Annotated in this window: 20 protein-coding genes; 15 read left to right on the top strand and 5 right to left on the bottom strand. The window is 66.8% G+C overall.

Annotation, left to right across the window (positions count from 1 at the left end; all coding sequences use genetic code 11):
- The first annotated feature begins 24 nt into the window (after positions 1–24).
- From G4G00_RS04380 to G4G00_RS04355, 6 genes are all read left to right on the top strand, one after another.
- Positions 25–810 (top strand): succinate dehydrogenase iron-sulfur subunit, encoded by a 786-nt coding sequence (locus G4G00_RS04380; RefSeq protein WP_108752788.1) that lies wholly within the window; start codon positions 25–27, stop codon positions 808–810.
- A gap of 97 nt (positions 811–907) precedes the next feature.
- The gene (locus G4G00_RS04375) at positions 908–1,156 is read left to right on the top strand and encodes a succinate dehydrogenase assembly factor 2 (protein ID WP_108752789.1); all 249 of its coding nucleotides are present in this window, start codon (positions 908–910) and stop codon (positions 1,154–1,156) included.
- Positions 1,107–1,556, top strand: coding sequence for a hypothetical protein (locus G4G00_RS04370; protein ID WP_108752790.1), 450 nt, complete (start codon positions 1,107–1,109; stop codon positions 1,554–1,556). Before G4G00_RS04375 ends, G4G00_RS04370 begins: the two co-directional genes overlap by 50 nt.
- Positions 1,557–1,579: 23 nt before the next feature.
- Positions 1,580–2,821 carry a lipoprotein-releasing ABC transporter permease subunit gene (locus tag G4G00_RS04365; RefSeq protein WP_108752791.1) on the top strand — a complete coding sequence of 414 codons (1,242 nt, stop codon included), beginning with the start codon at positions 1,580–1,582 and terminating at the stop codon, positions 2,819–2,821.
- Positions 2,814–3,527 carry a lipoprotein-releasing ABC transporter ATP-binding protein LolD gene (gene lolD, locus G4G00_RS04360; RefSeq protein WP_108761758.1) on the top strand — a complete coding sequence of 238 codons (714 nt, stop codon included), beginning with the start codon at positions 2,814–2,816 and terminating at the stop codon, positions 3,525–3,527. The genes G4G00_RS04365 and lolD overlap by 8 nt, the downstream gene beginning before the upstream one ends.
- A 209-nt stretch (positions 3,528–3,736) precedes the next feature.
- Positions 3,737–4,186 carry a DUF6491 family protein gene (locus G4G00_RS04355; protein WP_164271499.1) on the top strand — a complete coding sequence of 150 codons (450 nt, stop codon included), beginning with the start codon at positions 3,737–3,739 and terminating at the stop codon, positions 4,184–4,186.
- Between the two features lie 35 nt (positions 4,187–4,221).
- Here G4G00_RS04355 and G4G00_RS04350 read toward each other — a convergent pair whose 3' ends face one another.
- The 3 genes from G4G00_RS04350 to ftsY form a co-directional block, all read right to left on the bottom strand.
- Positions 4,222–4,491, bottom strand: coding sequence for an oxidative damage protection protein (locus G4G00_RS04350; protein WP_108752794.1), 270 nt, complete (start codon positions 4,489–4,491; stop codon positions 4,222–4,224).
- Positions 4,492–4,496: 5 nt separating this feature from the next.
- Positions 4,497–5,621, bottom strand: a complete 1,125-nt coding sequence (gene mutY, locus G4G00_RS04345; protein ID WP_164271495.1) for an A/G-specific adenine glycosylase — start codon at positions 5,619–5,621, stop codon at positions 4,497–4,499.
- Positions 5,622–5,704: 83 nt separating this feature from the next.
- Positions 5,705–7,027, bottom strand: coding sequence for a signal recognition particle-docking protein FtsY (gene ftsY, locus G4G00_RS04340; protein WP_164271492.1), 1,323 nt, complete (start codon positions 7,025–7,027; stop codon positions 5,705–5,707).
- 129 nt (positions 7,028–7,156) lie between these two features.
- Here ftsY and G4G00_RS04335 point away from each other — a divergent pair, with 129 nt between their 5' ends.
- Positions 7,157–7,456, top strand: a complete 300-nt coding sequence (locus G4G00_RS04335) for a flagellar basal body protein (protein ID WP_108754774.1) — start codon at positions 7,157–7,159, stop codon at positions 7,454–7,456.
- A 212-nt stretch (positions 7,457–7,668) separates the two neighbouring features.
- Here the strand turns inward: G4G00_RS04335 and htpG are convergent, their stop codons facing one another.
- Positions 7,669–9,558 (bottom strand): molecular chaperone HtpG, encoded by a 1,890-nt coding sequence (gene htpG / locus G4G00_RS04330; RefSeq protein WP_164271489.1) that lies wholly within the window; start codon positions 9,556–9,558, stop codon positions 7,669–7,671.
- Positions 9,559–10,174: 616 nt separating this feature from the next.
- Between htpG and rsmD the strand changes: the two genes are divergently transcribed.
- The 6 genes from rsmD (at position 10,175) to G4G00_RS04300 (ending at position 15,017) form a co-directional block, all read left to right on the top strand.
- Positions 10,175–10,753 (top strand): 16S rRNA (guanine(966)-N(2))-methyltransferase RsmD, encoded by a 579-nt coding sequence (gene rsmD, locus G4G00_RS04325; RefSeq protein ID WP_164271486.1) that lies wholly within the window; start codon positions 10,175–10,177, stop codon positions 10,751–10,753.
- Between the two features lie 26 nt (positions 10,754–10,779).
- A complete protein-coding gene (gene coaD, locus G4G00_RS04320) occupies positions 10,780–11,289 on the top strand; it encodes a pantetheine-phosphate adenylyltransferase (RefSeq protein ID WP_005409091.1) in 510 nt (169 codons plus the stop codon).
- Positions 11,290–11,368: 79 nt separating this feature from the next.
- A complete protein-coding gene (locus G4G00_RS04315) occupies positions 11,369–11,860 on the top strand; it encodes a hypothetical protein (RefSeq protein ID WP_108752799.1) in 492 nt (163 codons plus the stop codon).
- Positions 11,861–11,992: 132 nt separating this feature from the next.
- Positions 11,993–12,274: a YfhL family 4Fe-4S dicluster ferredoxin gene (locus G4G00_RS04310; RefSeq protein ID WP_108749298.1), complete on the top strand. Its 282-nt coding sequence runs from the start codon at positions 11,993–11,995 to the stop codon at positions 12,272–12,274.
- Complete coding sequence (gene ggt / locus G4G00_RS04305) at positions 12,271–14,010, top strand: gamma-glutamyltransferase (protein WP_164271483.1); 1,740 nt, start codon at positions 12,271–12,273, stop codon at positions 14,008–14,010. Before G4G00_RS04310 ends, ggt begins: the two co-directional genes overlap by 4 nt.
- 119 nt (positions 14,011–14,129) lie before the next feature.
- Complete coding sequence (locus G4G00_RS04300) at positions 14,130–15,017, top strand: MBL fold metallo-hydrolase (RefSeq protein WP_108752801.1); 888 nt, start codon at positions 14,130–14,132, stop codon at positions 15,015–15,017.
- 102 nt (positions 15,018–15,119) lie between these two features.
- Here G4G00_RS04300 and upp read toward each other — a convergent pair whose 3' ends face one another.
- Complete coding sequence (gene upp / locus G4G00_RS04295) at positions 15,120–15,752, bottom strand: uracil phosphoribosyltransferase (RefSeq protein WP_108749301.1); 633 nt, start codon at positions 15,750–15,752, stop codon at positions 15,120–15,122.
- Between the two features lie 154 nt (positions 15,753–15,906).
- Between upp and G4G00_RS04290 the strand changes: the two genes are divergently transcribed.
- Positions 15,907–18,468: a TonB-dependent receptor gene (locus G4G00_RS04290; RefSeq protein WP_164271481.1), complete on the top strand. Its 2,562-nt coding sequence runs from the start codon at positions 15,907–15,909 to the stop codon at positions 18,466–18,468.
- Complete coding sequence (locus G4G00_RS04285; protein WP_164271478.1) at positions 18,468–19,592, top strand: phytase; 1,125 nt, start codon at positions 18,468–18,470, stop codon at positions 19,590–19,592. Before G4G00_RS04290 ends, G4G00_RS04285 begins: the two co-directional genes overlap by 1 nt.
- Position 19,593 lies beyond the last annotated feature (1 nt).

Raw genomic sequence — 19,593 nt, 5'->3', positions numbered from 1 at the left:
CCGCCTGAGCCAACGAGAGCAGCCATGGCCGAGTTTTCACTCCCCAAGAATTCCAAGATCACGAAGGGCCAGCACTTCCCCGCCAAGACCGGCGGCAAGAACGTGCGCACCTTCAAGATCTACCGCTGGAGTCCGGACGACGACAGCAATCCGCGCACCGACACCTATGAGATCGATCTGGACGCCTGCGGCCCGATGGTCCTGGACGCGCTGATCAAGATCAAGAACGAGATCGACCCGACCCTGACCTTCCGCCGCTCGTGCCGCGAAGGTATCTGCGGTTCGTGCGCGATGAACATCGACGGCACCAATACGCTGGCCTGCACCCGCGCCATCGCGGACTGCGGCAAGAAGGAAGTGCCGATCTACCCGCTGCCGCACATGAACGTGGTGAAGGATCTGGTTCCGGATCTGACCCACTTCTACGCGCAGTACGCCTCGATCAAGCCGTGGATCCGTACCCAGACCCCGGCACCGCCGGACCGTGAGCGCCTGCAGTCGCCGGAAGACCGCAAGAAGCTGGACGGCCTGTACGAGTGCATCCTGTGCGCCTGCTGCTCGACCAGCTGCCCCAGCTACTGGTGGAACGGTGAGCGTTACCTGGGCCCGGCGATCCTGCTGCAGGCCTACCGCTGGATCATCGACTCGCGCGATGAAGACACCGGTGCGCGCCTGGACGACCTGGAAGATCCGTTCAAGCTTTACCGCTGCCACACCATCATGAACTGCGCCCGCACCTGCCCGAAGGGCCTGAACCCGGCGCTGGCGATTGCCGAGATCAAGAAGCTGATGATGGAACGCCGCGCCTGATACAGGCTGGCGGTACCCGGTAGAGCCACGCCATGCGTGGTTGTGCCCCCCAGTAGAGCCACGCCATGCGTGGCTTTGCTGTATCTGGAGAAACACGATGGAAGAAGACGTCCTGCTGAAGAAGCTGCGCTGGCGCTGCCGCCGCGGCATGCGCGAACTGGACCAGCTGTTCGAGCGCTACCTGGACCGCGAATGGGGCACTGCGCCGACCGAAGAGCGCGAGGTTTTCCTGTTCCTGCTCGAGTGCGAGGACGATAAGTTGTGGCGCTGGTTCATGGGCTACGAGGCCTGCCCGCATGCCCATGCCATTCCGCTCATGCAGAAGATCCTCGCCCTCAAGGCTTGAGTGGCGCCCCTCGCGCCTTCAGGGCGCAGCGCAGCTGGCAGTGCTGATCGCCGCCCCCTGGCTGCTGCAGGCATCGGCACTGTCGCCGGCGCTGTACTGGCCAGTGCTGGCGGCGGTGTGGGCGGCGGGCCTGGCTGAACTGCTCTGGCGCCTGTGCCGGCCGCGGCGCGTGCTGTTGCTGCCTTCGCTGCCAGCACCGCTGCAGGTGGCCGGGCAGGATATCGACAGCCCCGGGCTGGTGGAACGAGGGCCGTGGCTGCTGCTGCGCTGGCGGCAGCAGGGCCGGCGCCGGCACCTGCTGTTCTGGCCGGATGTGCTGGATCGCGCGCAGCGACGTGAACTGCGACTGGCCGTGGCAGCACGAGCGGTTTCCCGTCGGCCCCGGTCGGTGGCACCATAAGCTGAATTGACCGGCGTGCCTGCATGTTCAAACCAATCCCCGTGGCCATCGGCCTGCGCTACCTGCGCGCCAAGCGCCGCAACGGCTTCATCTCCTTCATCTCGATGGCATCGATTCTGGGCATTGCGCTCGGCGTTACGGTGCTGATCACCACCCTGGCGGTCATGAGCGGTTTCCAGAAGGAAATCCGCAGCCGCCTGCTGCAGATGACCGCCCACACCACCATCAGCCGTGACGGCGAGCCGATGCCCGACTGGATGCGGGTGGTGGACGTGGCCAGCAAGGACCCGCGCGTGGCCGGCGCCGCGCCGTACATCGAGATCCAGTCGATGATCAGCGGCCCGCGCGTGCAGGGTGCCATCGTGCAGGGCATCGACCCGGCGCTGGAACCGAAGGTATCGGTGATCGACCAGAAGGTGGTCAAGGGCAGCTATGACAGCCTGAAGCCGGGCAGCTTCAACCTGCTGCTGGGCAAGGAGCTGGCGATCTGGCTGGGCGTGGACGTGGGCGACCAGGTGCTGGTCACCTTCGCCGAAGTGCAGGGCACGCCCGCTGGTGCGGTACCGCGCATGAAACGCTTCACGGTCAGCGGCATCTTCGAGGCCGGCTACAACGAAGTGGACCGCGGCGTCGGCTTTGCCAACATGCAGGATCTGCAGCGCGTGCTGCGCAGTGACGGCGCCACCGGCGTGCGCCTGAAGCTGCACGACATGGACCGTTCGCTGGAAGTGGGCGTGGACCTGGCGCAGAACCTGGGTGGCGCGTACCGGGTCAGCGACTGGACCCAGCAGAACGCCAACCTGTACCACTCGCTGCGCATGGAAAAAGTGGTGATGGGCATCCTGCTCTCGCTGATCATCGCCATGGGCGCGTTCAACCTGGTGTCCTCGCAGGTGATGCTGGTGACCGACAAGCAGGCGGACATCGCGATCCTGCGCACGCTGGGCCTGACCCCGGGCGGGGTGATGCAGGTGTTCATGGTGCAGGGCTCGCTGATCGGCATCTTCGGCACCCTGGCCGGTCTGATCGGCGGCATCACCCTGACCCTGAACCTGGAACGCATCCTGGGCGCGATCGAATCGGTGTTCAACGTGAAGCTGCTGCCGGAAGACGTGTACTACATCACCGGCCTGCCCACCGACATGCAGACCGGCGACATCGTGGCGATCACCCTGATCGCGCTGCTGATGAGTTTCCTGGCCACCCTGTACCCCGCTTGGCGGGCCGCACGCACCCAGCCGGCCGAGGCCCTGCGCTATGAATAAGATCGTCAACCGCGGCGATGAAGTGATCCGTGCCGAGGCGCTGGGCAAGACCTACGCCGAAGGCCGCATGCAGACCCCGGTGTTCGACGGCCTGGACCTACGGGTGAACGCCGGCGAGACCGTGGCGATCATCGGTGCTTCCGGCGCCGGCAAGAGCACCCTGCTGCACCTGCTGGGCGGGCTGGACGTGCCCAGTGCCGGCGAGGTGTACGTGACCGGCCAGCGCATGTCGGCGCTGTCGGACACCGCCCGTGGCCTGCTGCGCAACCAGGCGCTGGGCTTCGTCTACCAGTTCCACCACCTGCTGCCCGAATTCACTGCGCTGGAAAACGTGATGATGCCGGTGATGCTGGCCGGCACCGCCGTGGCCGAAGCAAGCTCGCGCGCCACCACGCTGCTGGAGGCCGTTGGCCTGGGTCATCGCCTGGACCACAAGCCGGGCGAGCTGTCCGGTGGCGAGCGCCAGCGTGCGGCCGTGGCCCGCGCGCTGGTGAACCACCCGGCGTGTGTGCTGGGTGACGAACCGACCGGCAATCTGGACGACCGCACGGCGGCGACGGTGTTCGAGCTGATGCTGGAACTGAACCGTGCGCGCCATACCAGCCTGGTGCTGGTGACCCACGACCGCAGCCTGGCCCGGCGCCTGGACCGGGTGCTGGAGCTGCGCGAAGGGCGGCTGCACGCGCTGGCGCACGCCGAAGTTTGAGTGGTGTTTGGGTGTGCCCACCAAGGTGGGCACCTACCGGGGCGGGGTGTGGGCACCTACCGGGGCAGGGTGTGCCCACCAAGGTGGGCACCTACCAAGGCGGGGTGCGGGCGGGGCTCGCCGACCAGCGGCTGAATCGGGCGGCTGATCGTCGCGCCGGCGTTGCCCGGCGGGGCGCATGATGTGCGCACTTCCCCGAGGAGATGCCGATGAAGACCCCCGTGTTGCTGGCTGGGCTGTGCCTTGCCCTGGCCGCCTGTGCCACCACCGGTCGGCTGAGCAGTGCCGAGCGCCTGGATCTCTATCGCGCCCACGCTGGCGCGCCGCAGAAGGACATGCAGTTCTTCGGCACGCTCAATGGCTGGACCGAACTGGGTGACAGTGCGCTGGCGGTCTGGACCAAGCCCAGCGAGGCCTATCTGCTGGAACTGATCGGGCCCTGCCCGGATCTGTCCTTTGCCCCGGCCATTGGCCTGACCAGCCACATGGGCCGGGTCAGCGCGCCGTTCGACAAGGTGCTGGTGCGCGATCCCACCGGTGGCCCGCGCATGCCGTGCTTCATCAAGACCATCCGCAAGCTGGATGTGAAGGCACTGCGTGCGGAGGAAAAGGAAATGCGCCAGGCGCAGGTGCAGGAACGCGAAGAACCCGCGAAATAACCGGTAGCGCCGGGCCATGCCCGGCGGAACCCGGCTCAGGCTTCGGGAGTGAACCCGGCCGGCTTTTCGGCGTCCTTCTCGAACAGGAACTTCACCAGTTCCGCCTCCAGCATCGCGCGATGCTCCGGCTTGCGCGGCGACAGCCGGTTTTCATTGATCAGCATGGTCTGGTGCGCCAGCCATGCCGTCCACGCCGGTTTGCCGATGTGGTTGAACACGCGCTGGCCCAGCTCACCGGGGTAGGGCACGAAGTCCAGGCCCTCGGCATCGCGTTGTTCGTACTGGCAGAAGATGGTTCGGGGCATGGTGGTTACTCGTGGTTGCGGGATTTCGGGGTCTTTCGTTTCGGCGCCTTGGGGCTGGCGCCATCCAGCAGCTTGCGGATCGGTGCCGGCAGACCCAGCGCTGGCAGTTCTTCGGCGGCCACCCAGCGCAGCGTGGGCTCTTCCACGCGCAGGCCGCGCACCTGTCGCGACAATACCTGCAGGTGCAGCCTGTAGTGGCTGAAGGTGTGCTGCAGCAGTGGCAGTTCTTCGGCATCTTCCAGCGAACCGTCGACGTGGGCGTCGAACCAGTCCTGCAGTTCGCTGCCGGCGTCGGCCTGCGGAAGGGTCCACAGCTGGGCCCAGATGCCGGTGTCCGGCCGCTTCTGCAGCAGCACGCGCTGGCGCGCATCGCGCAGCAGCAGGGCCACAGCTTCGCGCTCGGGCAGGGTCTTGCTGGGTTTGGCGGTGGGCAGTTCGGCGGTACGACCCTCGCGGCGGGCTACGCAGTCGTCCTGCAGCGGGCAGATCACGCAGGCAGGCTTGGCCCGGCCGCAGACCGTCGCGCCCAGATCCATCTGCGCCTGGGTGTAGTCGGCCATGCGGCCTGCGGGCACGTGGCTGACGTGGCCTTCGGCCAGCGCCCACAGCTGCTTCTCGATGGCCGGCAGGCCGGGAAAGCCTTCAATGCCGTGGTAACGGCTGAGGACGCGCTTGACGTTGCCGTCGAGGATGGCGAAGGGGTCGTTCCAGGCCTGGCTGAGGATCGCGCCGGCGGTGCTGCGACCGATGCCGGGCAGGGCATGCAGCGCATCGAAATTTCGCGGCAGGTCGCCGTCGTGCAGTTCCACGCAGCGCTTGGCCGCGGCATGCAGGTTGCGCGCGCGGGCGTAGTAGCCCAGCCCGGCCCACTGCGCCATCACCGCATCGTTGCTGGCGGCGGCCAGGTCGGGCAGGGTCGGGCAGTGCTGCAGGAAGCGATGGAAGTACGGGATGACCGTGGCCACCTGGGTCTGCTGCAGCATGATTTCCGACAGCCAGACCCGGTACGGGCTGCGCGGATGCTGCCAGGGCAGGTCGTGGCGGCCGTGGGCGTCGAACCAGTGCAGCAGGCGACCGACGAAGCGATCGTGTTGGGCGGTGTCGGCGCTGGCGTGCGGCTGGCGGGGCATGTGTGTTCCGGGGAAGGCAGCCACCCGTGGGGTGGCTCTACCGAATTGCAGTAGAGCCACGCCATGCGTGGCTGCACGGTATATCAGGCGCCCAGTGCTTCAGGCAGCAGCGCGTCGACGAACGCTTCCGGATCGAACACGCGCAGGTCTTCCGGGCGCTCGCCAATGCCGGCGAAGCGGATCGGAATGCCGAACTCGCGGGCCAGCGCGAACACCACGCCGCCCTTGGCCGTGCCGTCCAGCTTGGTCACCACCAGGCCGGTCACCTTCACCGCTGCATTGAACTGGCGCAGCTGCGAGAGCGCGTTCTGGCCGGTGGTGCCGTCGATCACCATCAGCACTTCGTGCGGGGCGGTTTCATCGATCTTGCCCAGCACGCGGCGGATCTTGCCCAGCTCGTTCATCAGGCCGGACTGGGTATGCAGGCGGCCGGCAGTGTCGGCAATCAGCACCGAGGTGCCACGGGCCTTGCCGGCCTGCAGCGCGTCGTAGGCCACCGAGGCGGCATCGGCGTTCTGCCCCTGGGCGACCACGGCCACACCGTTGCGCTCGCCCCAGGCCTGCAGCTGCGCCACGGCGGCGGCACGGAAGGTATCGCCGGCAGCCAGCATCAGACTGTGGCCGTCATCCTTGAAGCGCTTGGCCAGCTTGCCGATGGTGGTGGTCTTGCCGACGCCGTTGACGCCGACGGTGAGCACCACGAACGGCTTGGCATTGCGGTCGATCACCAGCGGCTGCGCCACCGGCTGCAGGATCGCGATCAGTTCGCTGCGCAGGGCGGCCAGCAGGGCGTTGGCATCGGCGAATTCGCGCGACTTCATGCGCTTGCGCAGGCCTTCCACCAGATCGGTGGTGGCACCCACGCCGACGTCGGCGGTGATCAGGGCGGTTTCCAGCTCGTCCAGCAGATCGTCGTCGAGCTTGGGGTTGCGCGAGAACAGGCCGCCGAAGCTGCGGGCGATGACGCTGTTGCGCAGGCGCTCGCGCCAGCCGGGCTTGCCGGCCGGGGCCGGCGGGGCATCCACCAGGGCCGGCAGGTCGGCGGCCGGGGCGACCGGTTCCTTGGCCGGAACGACCGGGGCCAGCGGCGCCAGCACAGCGGCGGCGGCCAGCGCTTCGGCCTGCACGTCCTCGGCGGCGATGACTGGCTGCGCAGCGGGCTGTGCAGCCGGCACGGCGGGCGCTTCGGCGACGGGCGCCGGCACCGGGGCCGGTTCTGCGGCCAGTTGCGGTGCCGGTGCAGGTGCTACGGCTTCGGCTTCGGCCACCGCAGCGGTGGGCGCTTCTTCGGCCGGGGCGGCAGACGGGAACGCCGCCGCCAGCTCTTCAGCCGAGTAGTGCTGGGTCTTGGGCGCGTCCGGTGCGGCGGCGTCCTGGGGCTTCTTGCGGCGGAAAAAACTGAGCATTGGCAAAAGGCGCTGAAATCAGGGGGATATGCTACCACTCGGGCCTGTCGGGCCGATGTGGACTGAAGGTTGCGGCCGCCCGGCCGCTAACGGGTACGGAGGGCTGCGTTGGGCGGCCCGGAGGCCAACATGAACAGCGTGATGGGAACCGCTCTTTCCGGCATGCGCGCCGCCCAGCAGGGCGTGCAGGTGGCCGCACACAACGTGGCCAATCTGGCGACCCCGGATGCGCAACGGCTGCAGGTGCAGCGCAGCGCGATGGAGCAGGGTGGGGTGGAGACCGTGGTGACCACCACCGAGCCCGATCCCAGCGCGCCGCTGGGCGACCTGCTGGCGGCGAAAACCGAGGTGGTGGCCTTCGCTGCCAACGCCGCGCTGGTGCGCCGCCAGGACCAGATGCTGGGCACCTTGCTGGATCGTAACGCCTGAGCCGACCTGCTTTGGTAGGCGGCAACCGCCGCCCCGGTGGGTGCCAACCGTTGGTTGGCACACCCGACCCGCCCTGGTAGGTGTCAACCTTGGTTGACACGCATTTGGTGTGCCAACCAAGGTTGGCACCTACCAGAGCAGGCATGCCAACCAAGGTTGGCACCTACCAAAGCGCGGTTGCGCCGGGCCGTGCCCGGCGGCAACCGCGTCGGTCAGGCCGACAGTTCCAGCAGCAGCTTGTTCAGGCGGGCCACATAGGCGCCCGGGTCCTTCAGGCTGTCACCGGCGGCCAGCGCGGCCTGGTCGAACAGCACCCGGCCCAGATCGTCAAAGCGTGCACCATCGGCTTCGGCATCCAGCTTGGCGATCAGCGGGTGGCCCGGATTGATCTCCAGCACCGGCTTGCTGTCGGGCACCTTCTGCCCGCTGGCTTCCAGGATCTGGCGCATCTGCAGGCCCAGGTCCTGTTCGCCGATGGCCAGCACCGCCGGTGAATCGGTCAGGCGGTGCGACACGCGCACTTCGGCCACGTCATCGCCCAGCACCGTCTTCAGCCGCTCCACCAGGGCCTGCTTGTCCTTGGCGGCCGCTTCCTGTTCCTGCTTGTCGGCCTCGCTTTCCAGCGCGCCCAGGTCCAGGTCGCCACGGGCGATATCGACGAAGCCCTTGCCGTCGAAATCGGTCAGGTAGCCCATCAGCCACTCGTCGATACGATCGGTCAGCAGCAGCACTTCCACGCCCTTCTTGCGGAACACTTCCAGGTGCGGGCTGTTGCGTACCTGGCTGTAGCTCTCGCCGGTCAGGTAGTAGATCTTGTCCTGGCCTTCGGCCATGCGCGCGATGTAATCGGCCAGCGACACGCTCTGTGCATCGGCCTCGCCACGGGTGGAGGCGAAGCGCAGCAGGCCGGCCACCTTCTCGCGGTTGTTGTAGTCCTCGGCCGGGCCTTCCTTCAGCACCTGGCCGAATTCCTTCCAGAAGCTGGCGTACTGTTCGGGCTTGTCGGTGGCCAGCTTGTCCAGCATGTCCAGCGAGCGCTTGGTCAGCGCCGCCTTCATCGAATCGATGACCGGGCCGGACTGCAGGATTTCGCGCGACACGTTCAGCGAAAGATCGCTGGAATCGACCACGCCCTTGATGAAGCGCAGGTACAGCGGCAGGAACTGCTCGGCCTGGTCCATCACGAACACGCGCTGCACGTACAGCTTCAGGCCCTTGGGCGCATCGCGGTGGTACAGGTCGAACGGTGCGCGGCCGGGCACGTACAGCAGCGAGGTGTATTCCAGCTTGCCTTCGACCTTGTTGTGGCTCCAGGCCAGCGGATCGCTGTGGTCGTGCGCCACGTGCTTGTAGAACTCGGTGTACTCGGCGTCGCTGATCTCGGTGCGCGGGCGGGTCCACAGCGCGCTGGCGCGGTTGACGGTTTCCCATTCAAGCGCGGCGCCTTCTTCGCCTTCCTTCGGCATCTGGATCGGCAGGCCGATGTGGTCCGAATACTTCTTCAGGATGCTGCGCAGGCGCCAGCCGTCGGCGAAGTCATGCTCGCCGTCCTTCAGGTGCAGCACGATGCGGGTACCGCGCTCGGCCTTGTCGACGGTGGCGACTTCGAAATCGCCTTCGCCGCGCGAGGTCCAGCGCACGCCTTCGCCTGCGGCCAGGCCGGCGCGGCGCGAGGTCACTTCCACTTCGTCGGCGACGATGAAGGCGCTGTAGAAGCCGACGCCGAACTGGCCGATCAGCTGCGAATCCTTCTTCTGGTCGCCGGACAGCTGGCGCAGGAAGTCGCCGGTGCCGGATTTTGCAATCGTACCCAGGTGGGCAATGGCTTCGGCGCGGCTCATGCCGATGCCGTTGTCTTCGATGGTGATGGTGTGGGCGGCGGCGTCGAAGCTGACGCGCACGCGCAGCTCGCTGTCACCTTCCAGCAGGGCCGGCTGGGTCAGGGCCTCGAAGCGCAGCTTGTCGGCGGCGTCGGCGGCGTTGGAGACCAGCTCGCGCAGGAAGATTTCCTTGTTCGAGTACAGCGAGTGGATCATCAGCTGCAGCAGCTGCTTGACCTCGGTCTGGAAGCTAAGGGTTTCGGTCTGGGGGGTCTCGGTCATCGATAGGGCTCCGTGTGCAATGCCGCGCCAGCGCGTGCGGCCTGGCCCAAGGGGTATGGCTGATTGTCCCGAAATCAAGGGGTTGGTCGGGCAGGGCTGCGCCCTGCACCTGCCGAGGCAAATGCAACAGCCGAAGCAAGAGCAACAGCGGGCTATCCGTGGGATGGCGGGGCGGTGTGGGTGGGCAGGACACGCCGTAAACCCGTCCATGGGGGCTCGTAGGCGCCATCCATGGCGCCTGCGGTCCTGCCCACCCACACCGCCCCACCTCTGACAGTCCCCCGCGGCTGTTGGTAGGTGTCGACCTTGGTCGACACGGTAGATCCACGCCATGCGTGGATGAAATCTGTCAGATACCGATATAGAACTGGGGTCGGAGCCCGTTGCGGAGCAGCGGGATCCGACCCACGGGATCGCGTCTGGGGCAGAGCCCCCTGAGTCAGGGGGCGGCCGCGAAGCGGCGGGGGTGTGGGAGTTGGTAAGGGAGGCCCACGTTTCGCGCAGCGAAGCGTGGGAGCGACAGCGCGTATGCGTTGGCGCGTACCCGGGCGCCGCCCGGCCGAACTACAATTCCCGCCATGCTGAATTTCTTGAACTACCCCCTGCGGGGGCGCCGGTGAGCGGCCGTGGGGGCAATGATGGTCAGGTCCGCATCATTGGTGGGCGCTGGCGCAATACCCGCCTGCCGGTGCCGACCCTGCCGGGCCTGCGGCCCAGCAGCGATCGCGTGCGTGAAACCCTGTTCAACTGGCTGATGCCCAGGCTAACCGGTGCCCGTGTGCTGGATCTGTTTGCCGGCAGCGGCGCGCTGGGCCTGGAGGCCGTCTCGCGCGGCGCCGCCCACGCCACCCTGGTCGAGCGCGATGTCCAGCTGGGGCGCAACCTGTCCGCCGCAGTGGCCAAGCTGCAGGCCACCGACCAGATCACCGTGGTCCAGGCCGATGCCCTGCGCTGGCTGCAGGGCGCGCCGGCCCAGCAGGCCGACCTGGTGTTCATCGACCCGCCGTTCGCCGATGGCCTGTGGCAGGACGTGCTGGCCCAGCTGCCGCGGCACCTGGCTGCCGATGCCTGGCTGTACCTGGAATCGCCGGCCGGCCATGTACCAGTACTGCCGCCGGAATGGCTGCTGCACCGCGAGGGCGCCACCCGCGAAGTCCGCTTTGCCCTGTACCGCCGCGCCGCTGCTACACTTTGACCTCATCTGAACATCTGCAACCGCCCATGACCGTGGCCAACCGCCGCATTGCCGTCTACCCCGGCACGTTCGACCCCATCACCAATGGTCACATCGATCTGGTGAGCCGAGCCGCGCCGCTGTTTGAAAAGGTCGTGGTGGGCGTGGCGCAGAGCCCGTCCAAGGGGCCGGCGCTGCCGCTGGAGCAGCGCGTGCAGCTGGCCCGGGGCGCCCTGGGCCACCATGGCAATGTCGAGGTCATCGGCTTCGATACCCTGCTGGCCCATTTCGTACGCTCGGTGCAGGGCGGGGTGCTGCTGCGCGGCCTGCGCGCGGTGTCCGATTTCGAGTACGAATTCCAGATGGCCAGCATGAACCGCCACCTGATTCCCGAGGTCGAGACCCTGTTCCTGACCCCGGCCGAACAGCACAGCTTCATTTCGTCCTCGCTTGTCCGCGAGATCGCGCGCCTGGGTGGCGACGTGTCCGGCTTCGTGCCGGCCGCCGTGCTCGAAGCGCTGCGCAAGGTCCGCGAAGCGAAGGCGGCACAGTCGTAACCGCTGCCAAGCGGCCGTTCCTGTAGTACCACGCACCCCCATTACGTACACCAACACGCACCATCTCGGGAGGAAACCCATGAACACCACCATGCGCGCGATGCTGATCGCCTCGTTTGCCCTGGCCTTCACCGCTTGCAAGAAGGAAGAGGCTGCTCCGGTCGAAGAGGCCAAGCAGGCCCTGGTCGCTCCGGCCAAGGACGACGATGCAGGCTGGAAGAAGTACCTGCAGGAAGTGGCCATCCAGAACATGGGCAACATCAGCAACAGCCCGTTCCTGTACTACCTCTCGCCGGAATCGGACCCGGACTTCCAGGCCAAGTACGAGCGCCAGACCGAAAGCGCGACCCAGGCCGTGGCCCGTGGCGTGCAGCCGGGCAACATGCTGGCCTTCGGTTCGTCGGCCTCGGGCAAGATGGCTGACATGATCCAGGCCGTGTTCAAGGACGTGTCGGCGGATTCGATGAAGGGCGTGCGCGTCGTCTTCATCGGCCAGTCGGCCGACAATGCCCGCGTGCAGGCTGCCGTGCAGCCGACCGGCGCCGAGTACATTTTCGTCGAAGCCAAGTAAGACCGAGCCGTGGCGGCCACGCTGCGGCGTGGCCCGGGCGGCATCCTGCAAGGGGTGCCGCCGATGAACTGACCGGTGCGCGCGCCCGCGCGTGCCGGTCCTTGTCCCAAGGCGCGGGCGAGGAGTATCGCCATGTCGCTGAAAATCAATGAGCTCTGCGTCAACTGCGACGTATGCGAGCCGGCCTGCCCGAACCAGGCCATTTCGATGGGTGAAACCATCTACGTGATCGATCCCGCACGCTGTACCGAGTGCGTGGGTCATTTCGACGAACCCCAGTGCGTGGTCGTCTGCCCGGTCGAATGCATCGACCCGGACCCGGATATCGTGGAAACGGAAGTCCAGCTGCTGGCCAAGCTGCGCCAGTTGCAGAACGATCATCCCGAACTCTATGCGGAGCCCCCATCCGAATGAAGCTGATCGTCCGCCCCCTGTTGCTGCTTGGCCTGCTGCTGGCCCCCCAGGCCTGGGCTGAAAGCCCTGCCCAGCCCCCCGCCCGCGCCGAGCGCCCCGATGGGGTGGCCGTGGCCAGTGGCCATGCGCTGGCCACCCAGGCCGGCATCGACATCCTGGCCCAGGGCGGCAACGCCTTCGACGCGGCCGTGGCGGTGTCGTCCACGCTGGCGGTGGTTGAACCGATCAGCTCCGGTCTCGGCGGGGGTGGCTTCTTCCTGCTGCACGACGCGGCCACCGGCAAGGACGTGATGCTGGACGCGCGCGAAACCGCGCCGGCCGCGGCCACGCCGCAGGCATTCCTGGACAAGCAGGGCAACCTGGACCGCGACCGCTCTGTGAACGGGCCCTGGTCGGCGGGCATTCCGGGCCTGCCGGCCGCGCTGGTGGAACTGTCGTCCAAGCACGGCAAGCTGCCGCTGGCCACCTCGCTGCAGCCGGCCATCCGCATCGCCCGCGACGGCTTCCCGGTGTACGAGCGCATGGCCAAGGGCTATGCCTTGCGCCGTGAAGTGATGGAGCGTTTCCCCGGCACGCGCGAGGTCTACCTGCGCAATGGCAAGCCGATCGCCACCGGCGATCTGTTCAAGCAGCCCGAACTGGCACAGACCCTGGAACGCCTGGCGGCCGGCGGTCGTGATGGCTTCTACAAGGGCCAGACCGGCAAGCTGCTGCTGGAAGGGGTGAAGCAGGCCGGTGGCAAGTGGACCGCCGATGAGCTGGCCGGCTACCAGGTCAAGCTGCGCGAGCCGATTGTGTTCGACTACAACGGCTGGAAGATCACCACCGCGCCGCCGCCGTCGTCCGGCGGCATCGCCCTGGCCAGCATGCTGCAGATCCTGGAAGGCTGGGACATCAAGCAGATGGACGCCGCGCACCGCACCCACCTGGTGGTGGAAGCCATGCGCCGCGCTTACCGCGACCGCACGTTCTTCCTGGGCGACCCGGATTTCGTGCAGATTCCGCAGAAGGTGCTGACCAGCAAGGATTACGCCCAGGGCCTGCGCGCCACCATCCACCCGGAAAAGGCCACCCCCAGCGACCTGCTGTCGGGAAACCCGACCCCGCTGGAAGATGACGAAACCACTCATTTCTCGATCATCGACCGCGATGGCAACCGCGTGGGCGCCACCCAGACGGTGAACCTGCTGTACGGCTCGGGCCTGATTCCCAAGGGCACCGGCGTGCTGCTGAACAATGAAATGGACGACTTCGCGCTGAAGCCGGGCACCCCCAATGCCTTCGGTGTGATGGGCTATGCGGCCAACGCACCGAAGCCGGGCAAGCGCATGCTCAGCTCGATGACGCCCACCTTCATGGAAAACAGCGACAAGGTAGTCGTGCTCGGTACGCCTGGTGGCAGCCGCATCATCACCATGGTGCTGCTGGGCATCCTCGGCTATGACGCCGGCCTGGACGCACAGCAGGTCGCTGCGCTGCCGCGCTACCACCACCAGTGGCTGCCCGACCTGATCGAGGCCGAGAGCGATGCCTTCGACGCCGACACGGTGAAGCAGCTGCAGGCGATGGGCCACAAGATCGACCTGCCGGGCGACGTCGCCGCCGGTGGCCGCGGTTCCAGTCACGTCTGGGGCAACCTGCAGACCGTGGAATGGGACCGCAAGGCCAACAAGCTGTTCGGCGGCAGTGATCCGCGCAACCCGGTGGGCAGTGCCCAGGTCGTACCGGCGCATTGAATTGCCGCTGGCGCCGGGCCACGCGCGGCGAATGCGCAACCCCCGAACCCCGCCGCCCGGTGGGGTTTTCCATTTTCCGGCTAGCGATTATTTAACGGCAGCCGTTTGATAATCGCGGCATGAAACTCTGGTCAATTCGTGGAAACTCGCAGCGCCTGGATGGCGGGGCGATGTTCGGCAACGCGCCGCGCGCGTTGTGGGAAAAATGGGCGGCTCCGGACGAGCTCAATCGCATTGAGCTGGCCTGCCGTGCGCTGCTGGCCAGTCCGCTGGAAGGCAAGACGGTGTTGTTTGAAACTGGCATCGGCGCCTTCTTCGACCCGCGCATGCGCGAACGCTACGGCGTGCAGGAAAGCCGGCATGTGCTGATCGATTCGCTGCGCGAAGCCGGTTTCGAACACGAAGATATCGACGTGGTGGTGCTCAGCCACCTGCATTTCGATCATGCCGGCGGCCTGCTGGCGCCGTGGACCGAAGGCCGTGGCCCGGAACTGCTGTTCCCCAACGCCACCTTCGTGGTCGGTGCACAGCACTGGCAACGGGCCTTGCAGCCGCATCCGCGCGATCGGGCCAGCTTCATCGCCGAACTGCCCGCGCTGCTGCAGGCCAGCGGTCGGTTGGAAGTGGTGGAGGGCGAATATTCGCAGGTGCTGGGCCGCAGCGTGCGCTTCAGCTACAGCGACGGCCACACGCCGGGGTTGATGCTGGCCGAGATCGTCGGCCATGCGCACGCTGACCAGGCACCGCACGGCGGCGTGGTGTTCTGTGCCGATCTGATTCCCGGGCGCTCCTGGGTGCACGTGCCGATCACCATGGGTTACGACCGTAATGCCGAACTGCTGATCGACGAAAAGCGCCAGTTCCTGGAAGACAAGCTGGCGCGCAACGTCCATCTGTTCTTCACCCACGACCCGCAGGTGGCACTGGCCCAGCTGGGGCGCGACGAAAAAGGCCGTTTCGTGACCCTGCATGAGCAGGGCGAACTGAAGGCCCGCGCGCTGGGTTGAGCAGTGGGGTCGTAGAGTCGAGCTTGCTCGACTGGCGCGGGATGCATCCGCGCATCGGGGTCAGAGCCCTTTCTGCGAAAGGGATCCGACCCCGGGGGTGGATCACGCCACGCGGGTACCGAAAATGCGGTCGCCGGCATCGCCCAGGCCGGGCAGGATGTAGCCCTTTTCATTCAGATGGGCATCGATCGCGGCGGTGTAGATCTCCACGTCCGGATGTACCGCCTTCACTGCCTCGATGCCTTCCGGTGCGGCCACCAGGAAAATGCCCTTGATGCGGCGCGCACCGGCACGCTTGAGCATGTCGATGGTGGCGATCAGGGTGCCGCCGGTGGCCAGCATCGGGTCCAGGATCAGCGCGTCGCGCTCTTCCAGGCGGCCGGTGAGGCGCTCGAAGTAGGGCACCGGCTGCAGGGTTTCTTCGTCGCGCTGCAGGCCGACCACGCTCACGCGCGCGGCCGGAATGAGCGACAGCACGCCGCTGAGCATGCCCAGGCCGGCGCGCAGGATCGGCACCACGGTGATCTTGGCGCCGGCGATGCGCTGCACGGTGACCGGGCCGGCCCAGCCGGGCAGGGTGTGCGGTTCGGTGTCCAGGTCGGCGGTGGCCTCATAGGCCAGCAGGGTGCCCAGCTCGTTGGCCAGTTCGCGGAAATCCTTGGTGCTGAGCGCAGCGTTGCGCATCAGGCCGATCTTGTGCTGCACCAGCGGGTGGCGCACTTCGACGATCTTCATGGTCGGAAAGGGGGTCTGGGAGAGGGCTCCATTTTGCCGGAACGCCGGTCCGAACCCAAACGCCGGATGCCGCCGGCTGCACCGGCATGTCACGACCGTGCAACCTTGCGGACATACCGTGCAGACCCATTCTTAACAGGAACGGGGCTTCAACGTGCATATCAAGACTCCGCTGGCCATGGCCATCACCCTGACTCTGGCGATGGGGGCTGCAGCGCCGCTGCACGCTGCCGGGCAGCAGGTCGTGGCCGGTGCCGGCGCGGTTGCCGCCGATGCGGTCGACCTGGACCGCATCGAAGTGCGCGCCCAGCTGGAATCGCAGGTGCGTGCCGTCGATCTGAAGCGCAGCAGCAACGCGATCGAAGATGCGGTCTCCTCCGATGCGCTGGGCCAGTACCCGGACAAGAACGTGGCCGAATCGCTGCAGCGCCTGCCGGGCGTCAGCGTGACCCGCGACCAGGGCGAAGGCCGTTTCGTGGTCATCCGCGGCCTGGACGCCAACCTCAACAGCGTCAGCGTGGATGGCATCGCCGTGGGCACGCCGGAAGATTCCAGCCGCGCCGCACCGCTGGACGTGATTCCGTCCGATTCGACCGAACGCCTGCGCGTGGTCAAGTCGCCTACCCCGGACATGCCGGGTGATGCCATTGGTGGTGCGGTGCTGGTCGAATCGGCCTCGGCCTTCGACCGCGATGGCCGCAGCCTGCGCGGCAAGATTGAAGCCAGCCACCAGCAGCTGTCCGGTGAAACCAGCCCCAAGGCGGCCTTCAACTACAGCGAAGTGTTCGCCGATACCTTCGGCGTGGCGCTGGGCGTGAACTACCAGAAGCGCACGTTCGAATCGGACAACAGCGAAGTGGAGTACGACGGCGAGGACGATGCCGCACCCGGTGACGTCACCGCGATCAACCTGCAGCACCGCAAGTACGAGATCGAGCGCAAGCGCATCGGCGCCAACCTCAACCTGGACTGGCGCCCCAGCGAGTACAGCAAGTACTACCTGCGCACGCTGTACAGCCAGTTCGATGATGCCGAGACCCGCCAGCGGGTGATCTTCAACTTCGACGATGCCGACATGGTCCGCACCGGCACCGACCAGTACCGCCTGGACGATATGCCCGGCGATGCGATCGACAAGCGCATGCGTTACCGCACCAAGGAAGAAAACACCTTCGCCGCCAGCCTGGGCGGCGAAAACACCTTCACCAATGCCGTGGTCGATTACAAGGTGGGCTACACCCGCACCGAAGAACGGGTGAACGATGAAATGGAAGCGCGTTTCAGCCTGGACGGCGACGATTTCAACGGCACGCTCGACCAGCGCAGCCGTCTGCCGACCTACACCTTCGACAACCCGCAGTGGCTGGACAACGGCAACTACGCCTTCGACCGCTTCGTGCTCTCGCCCAAGCAGGTGAACGACAAGGAACACAGCGCGCAGGTGAACGTGCGATTCGACGGCGACAGCAGCAGCATCAAGTTCGGTCTGCTGGGCCGTTGGCGCGACCGCGACGTGAACGTGGACGAGCGCGAACTGCGCGTCGGCCCGAAGGTGGCCCTGTCGAGCTGGACCACCGGTTCGCCCGAGCACCGCCACGGCAACCTGGGCGATGGCATGAGCTCGGACGCGATGCGCGCCTATTGGGCGGCTAACGGCGGCCAGTACAGCGCCCGCCCGCAGGATGTCGGTGGCAATGCGATGACCTCGCTGGAAGAAGACTACGTGGCCAGCGAAGACATCTTCGCCAGCTACGCCATGGGCACCTGGGACATCGGTGCGCTGCGCGTGATCGGTGGCGTGCGCGTGGAAAGCACGCGCTTCCAGGCCATCGGCAACCAGGTGGACGTGGCCGCCAACGGGCGCAGCTTCACGGTCACCCCGCGCGTGGCCAACAGCAGCTACACCAACGTGCTGCCGGGCCTGCACCTGCGCTACGACGCAGCCGACGACTGGGTGCTGCGTGCCTCGGCCAACAAGACCGTCGCGCGCCCGTCCTTCGGCGATGTCTCCCCGCGTGTGGGGTACAGCCGTGGCGATGAAGAAGTGCGCCTGGGCAACCAGGAACTGGATCCGTACGAGTCGAAGAACATCGACCTGTCGGTGGAGAAGTACCTGGGCACCACCGGCATCGTTTCGCTGGGCCTGTTCCACAAGTCCATCGACGGCTACATCGTGGAAACCGTGCGCACCAACGACCCGGCCTACGGTGGCTTCGACGTGACCCAGCCGATCAACGGCCGCAAGGCCACCGTGCGCGGCGCCGAACTGAACTGGCAGCAGCAGCTGTCGTTCCTGCCGGGCGCCCTGGATGGCCTGCTGGTCGGTGCCAGCGGCACCTGGCTGGACACCGAATTCGACGCCGGCATTGCAGACCGTGCCGATGAGGACTTCATGCTGCCGCGCGCATCCAAGCACGTGTACAGCGCCCACATCGGCTATGAAAAGTATGGTCTGAGCACGCGCCTGGCCGCGGTGTACCGCAGCGAATACCTGGACAGCATCGGCAAGGGCCGCGCGTTCGACATCTACGTGGCACCCAACACCCAGCTGGACTTCTCGCTGGACTACAAGTTCACCCCGCGCATCAGCATGTACTTCGAAGCGCAGAACCTGCTGGACAAGCCGCTGGAGCTGTACCAGGGCACGCGTTCGCGCACCCTGCAGCTGGAAGAGTATGGCCGCACCTACGCCGTCGGCCTGAAGGTGGCCCTGTGATGGCGCGCGGCATGAACCTGCTGGCGGCCGCGCTGGTCGCCTGCCTGGCCGCCGGCTGCACCCCGGCACCGTCGCCGGATGCGGGCAGCTCCGCCTCCGCACAGGCCAGCGTTGGCGCCGATGCACCCCGGGCCGTGGCGACCATCGCCGAGGCCTTCCTGACCCCGATGACCCCGGCCGACAACATCGATTCGCCCGCCAGCTGGCAGGCGCCCGACGGCGCGACCTGGCTGATCGCCACCGCCAAGGCCACCGACAAGCTGGTGGTCTACGATGGCAGCAGCGGCAAGCACCTGCGCGATGTCGGCAGCAGCGGCACCGCACTGGGTCAGTTCGATCGCCCCAATGGCATTTCGGTGACCGATGACCTGCTGTGGATCGTGGAGCGTGACAACCACCGCGTGCAGGTGTTCTCGCTGCCCGATTTCACCCCGCTGGCCGTGTTCGGTGTGCAGGATCTGCGCAAGCCCTACGGCCTGTGGGTGGACAAGCGGGCCGACGGCTACAGCGTGTACGTCACCGATTCGTGGGACAACGGCGAGGACGCGCAGGGCAAGGACATCCTGCCGCCGCTGGCCGAACTGGACAAGCGCGTGCGCCAATACCACGTCAACCGCGATGGCGCCAAGCTTGAAGCCACCCTGGCCGCCAGCATCGGCGATACCAGCGAGGCCGGTGCGCTGCGCGTGGTCGAATCGATCTGGGGCGACCCGGCCAACGACCGCCTGTTGATTGCCGAAGAAGACGAAAGCTACGCCAGCGAATTCAAGGTCTACACCCTGGCCGGCCGCTTCACCGGCACCACCTTCGGCCGCGATGTGTTCAAGGCACAGGCCGAAGGCGTGATGCTGCGCACCTGCGGCAAGGACGGTTGGTGGATCACCACCGAACAGGGCAAGCAGCGCAGTGTGTTCCATCTGTTCGACCGCCATACCTTGAAGCCGGTCGGCGCGTTCCAGGGCAATACGGTGGCCAACACCGATGGCATCTGGATGATGCAGCAGCCCACGCCGCGCTTCCCGCATGGCGCGTTGTATGCGGTGCATGACGACCAGGGCGTCGTCGCCTTCGATTGGCAGGCCATCGCCAAGCAGCTTTCGCTGCCACTGGAGTGTGGCGCATGAG

It is taken from the genome of Stenotrophomonas sp. B1-1 (assembly GCF_010894375.1).
Classification (GTDB): domain Bacteria; phylum Pseudomonadota; class Gammaproteobacteria; order Xanthomonadales; family Xanthomonadaceae; genus Stenotrophomonas.
This window is presented reverse-complemented; position numbering and strand designations above follow the sequence as displayed.

Excerpts from the sequence above, each read along its gene's own strand:
- G4G00_RS04380 (WP_108752788.1), top strand. The coding sequence starts at position 25 with ATGGCCGAGTTTTCACTCCCCAAGAATTCCAAGATCACGAAGGGCCAG.
- G4G00_RS04375 (WP_108752789.1), top strand. The coding sequence starts at position 908 with ATGGAAGAAGACGTCCTGCTGAAGAAGCTGCGCTGGCGCTGCCGCCGC.
- G4G00_RS04370 (WP_108752790.1), top strand. The coding sequence starts at position 1,107 with ATGCCCATGCCATTCCGCTCATGCAGAAGATCCTCGCCCTCAAGGCTT.
- G4G00_RS04365 (WP_108752791.1), top strand. The coding sequence starts at position 1,580 with ATGTTCAAACCAATCCCCGTGGCCATCGGCCTGCGCTACCTGCGCGCC.
- lolD (WP_108761758.1), top strand. The coding sequence starts at position 2,814 with ATGAATAAGATCGTCAACCGCGGCGATGAAGTGATCCGTGCCGAGGCG.
- G4G00_RS04355 (WP_164271499.1), top strand. The coding sequence starts at position 3,737 with ATGAAGACCCCCGTGTTGCTGGCTGGGCTGTGCCTTGCCCTGGCCGCC.
- G4G00_RS04350 (WP_108752794.1), bottom strand. The coding sequence starts at position 4,491 with ATGCCCCGAACCATCTTCTGCCAGTACGAACAACGCGATGCCGAGGGC.
- mutY (WP_164271495.1), bottom strand. The coding sequence starts at position 5,621 with ATGCCCCGCCAGCCGCACGCCAGCGCCGACACCGCCCAACACGATCGC.
- ftsY (WP_164271492.1), bottom strand. The coding sequence starts at position 7,027 with ATGCTCAGTTTTTTCCGCCGCAAGAAGCCCCAGGACGCCGCCGCACCG.
- G4G00_RS04335 (WP_108754774.1), top strand. The coding sequence starts at position 7,157 with ATGAACAGCGTGATGGGAACCGCTCTTTCCGGCATGCGCGCCGCCCAG.
- htpG (WP_164271489.1), bottom strand. The coding sequence starts at position 9,558 with ATGACCGAGACCCCCCAGACCGAAACCCTTAGCTTCCAGACCGAGGTC.
- coaD (WP_005409091.1), top strand. The coding sequence starts at position 10,780 with ATGACCGTGGCCAACCGCCGCATTGCCGTCTACCCCGGCACGTTCGAC.
- G4G00_RS04315 (WP_108752799.1), top strand. The coding sequence starts at position 11,369 with ATGAACACCACCATGCGCGCGATGCTGATCGCCTCGTTTGCCCTGGCC.
- G4G00_RS04310 (WP_108749298.1), top strand. The coding sequence starts at position 11,993 with ATGTCGCTGAAAATCAATGAGCTCTGCGTCAACTGCGACGTATGCGAG.
- ggt (WP_164271483.1), top strand. The coding sequence starts at position 12,271 with ATGAAGCTGATCGTCCGCCCCCTGTTGCTGCTTGGCCTGCTGCTGGCC.
- G4G00_RS04300 (WP_108752801.1), top strand. The coding sequence starts at position 14,130 with ATGAAACTCTGGTCAATTCGTGGAAACTCGCAGCGCCTGGATGGCGGG.
- upp (WP_108749301.1), bottom strand. The coding sequence starts at position 15,752 with ATGAAGATCGTCGAAGTGCGCCACCCGCTGGTGCAGCACAAGATCGGC.
- G4G00_RS04285 (WP_164271478.1), top strand. The coding sequence starts at position 18,468 with ATGGCGCGCGGCATGAACCTGCTGGCGGCCGCGCTGGTCGCCTGCCTG.